General features: G+C 65.0%; 2 protein-coding genes. One reads left to right on the top strand and one right to left on the bottom strand.

Going from position 1 to position 2072, the window contains the following annotated elements; genetic code table 11:
- The first annotated feature begins 24 nt into the window (after positions 1–24).
- On the top strand, positions 25–717 hold the full coding sequence (locus O0J73_RS22250) for a TorF family putative porin (RefSeq protein ID WP_308309663.1): 693 nt from the start codon (positions 25–27) through the stop codon (positions 715–717).
- 130 nt (positions 718–847) lie between these two features.
- Here the strand turns inward: O0J73_RS22250 and tdh are convergent, their stop codons facing one another.
- Entirely contained in the window at positions 848–1870 is a 1023-nt protein-coding gene (gene tdh / locus O0J73_RS22245) for an L-threonine 3-dehydrogenase (protein ID WP_008267065.1), read from the bottom strand.
- Between the last annotated feature and the right edge of the window lie 202 nt (positions 1871–2072).

The following is a 2072-nucleotide window of genomic DNA, read 5'->3' as shown; positions in this document are numbered from 1 at the left end:
CCCCCGCCACCCTCGGAGACGCCCATGAAGCACGCCCGTGCCTGCCTCGCCTTTGCCGCCGCCCTGACCCTCGCGCCGTTCGCCGCCAGCGCCCAGGACAACGAATCGCCCTACAGCTGGAATGTCACGGCGGTGTCGGACTACCTGTTCCGCGGCGTGTCGCAGACCGACGAAAAGCCGACCCTGCAGGCGGGCTTCACCTACACCTCGCCGGTCGGCCTGTACGCCGGTGTCTGGGGTTCGGGCGTGGACTTCGGACCGGGCGACCCGAACACCGAGATCGACTACCAGATCGGCTACGGCGTGGACGTCACCCCGCGCGTCAACTTCGACGTGCTGCTGAACCGCTACACCTACCTCGGCGCCAGCAGCCAGAACTACAACGAGCTGGTCACCACCACCACGCTGGACGAGACCTACAAGCTGATCGTGGCCTACACCAACGACCAGTGGAACAGCGGTACCGACGGCTGGTACTACGGTGTCGGTGGCCAGTGGGGCCTGCCGCAGGAGTTCACGCTGAACGCCAATGTCGGCCGCAGCAGCTTCGAGAAGGGCCTGGCCAAGGACTACACCGACTGGAACGTCGGCGTCAGCCGCCAGTTCGGCCTGTTCAATGTCGGCCTGGGCTACTACGGCACCGACGGCAATGGCCGTGACAACTCCGGCAAGCTCGCACACAGCCGCGTGCTGCTGACCGTGGCGGTCGGGAAATAACCCTTGTTTCGGTAGGTGCCAGGCTTGCCTGGCACGCTTTACGAAAAAGGCGCCCATCGGGCGCCTTTTTCAGTTTCAAGGTGTGCCGAGCAAGCTCGGCACCCACCCACCCATCGCGCGCGGCGAAGGGTCAATTCCAGCTCAGCACGACCTTGCCAGCCTTGCCTTGTTCCATCAGGTCGAAGCCCTTCTGGAAGTCATCGATCGGCAGCTGGTGGGTCATCACCTTGCCGAGCGGGAAGCCGGACAGCACCAGCTGGGTCATCTTGTACCAGGTCTCGTACATCTTGCGGCCGTAGATGCCCTGCACGGTCAGGCCCTTGAAGATGATCTTGTCCCAGTCGCAGCCGGCGCCCTTGGGCATGATGCCGAGCATGGCGATCTTGCCGCCGTGGTACATGCAGTCGAGCATGTCGTTGAACGCACGCGGATTGCCGCTCATTTCCAGGCCCACGTCGAAGCCCTCCATGTGCAGTTCCTTCATCACGTCCTTCAGCGACTGGTTGGCGACGTTGACCACGCGCGTCGCGCCCATGTCGGCGGCCAGCTTCAGGCGGAAGTCGTTGACGTCGGTCACCACCACGTTGCGTGCACCGATGTGCTTGCAGATGCCGGCGGCGATGATGCCGATCGGGCCCGCGCCGGTGATCAGCACATCCTCACCGATCACGTTGAATTCCAGTGCGCAGTGCGCGGCGTTGCCGTACGGGTCGAAGAACGCGGCCAGTTCCGACGGGATCTGGTCGGGGATCGGCCACAGGTTGCTGGCCGGCATCACCATGTATTCGGCGAAGGCGCCGTTGACGTTGACGCCGATGCCGACGGTGTTCGGGCACAGGTGCGGGCGGCCGCCACGGCAGTTGCGGCAGTGGCCGCAGACAATGTGGCCTTCGGCCGAGACGCGCTGGCCGATTTCATAACCGGTCACCGCCGAGCCGAGCGCGGCGATGCGGCCGACGAACTCGTGGCCGATGGTCAGGCCCGGCTTGATGGTGCGCTGGCTCCACTCGTCCCACAGGTAGATGTGCAGGTCGGTACCGCAGATCGCGGTCTTCTCCAGCTTGATCAGCACCTCGTTCGGGCCCGGGGTCGGCACCGGAACCTCTTCCAGCCAGATGCCCTTGGCCGCTTCGCGCTTGACCAGGGCCTTCATCGTTTGCTGCGCCATCGGGGTGGAACTCGTCAGGGGGAAAGCGCGGATTATAGGACGCCGCGCGGATTTCCCATGTTGCGCTGCGGGTGCAGTGGCGGAACGAAAGGCGTGGGCCAGGGGGCATTTCGAACCCTCAGGATGGTTCCCATGCGCGCGGCGGAACGAAGGCCCATGACTTCCGGGGTTCGGGGCGGGGCAGGGG

Origin of the sequence: Stenotrophomonas sp. Sm6012 (genome assembly GCF_030985895.1) — a bacterium.
In the GTDB taxonomy this organism is placed as follows: Bacteria; Pseudomonadota; Gammaproteobacteria; order Xanthomonadales; family Xanthomonadaceae; genus Stenotrophomonas; species Stenotrophomonas forensis.
The sequence above is the reverse complement of the archived record's forward strand: the minus strand, read 5'-3'. Positions and strand labels throughout refer to the sequence as shown.

Bases quoted from the DNA above. Each gene is read 5' to 3' on its own strand.
- O0J73_RS22250 (WP_308309663.1), top strand. From the start codon at position 25: ATGAAGCACGCCCGTGCCTGCCTCGCCTTTGCCGCCGCCCTGACCCTC.
- tdh (WP_008267065.1), bottom strand. From the start codon at position 1,870: ATGAAGGCCCTGGTCAAGCGCGAAGCGGCCAAGGGCATCTGGCTGGAA.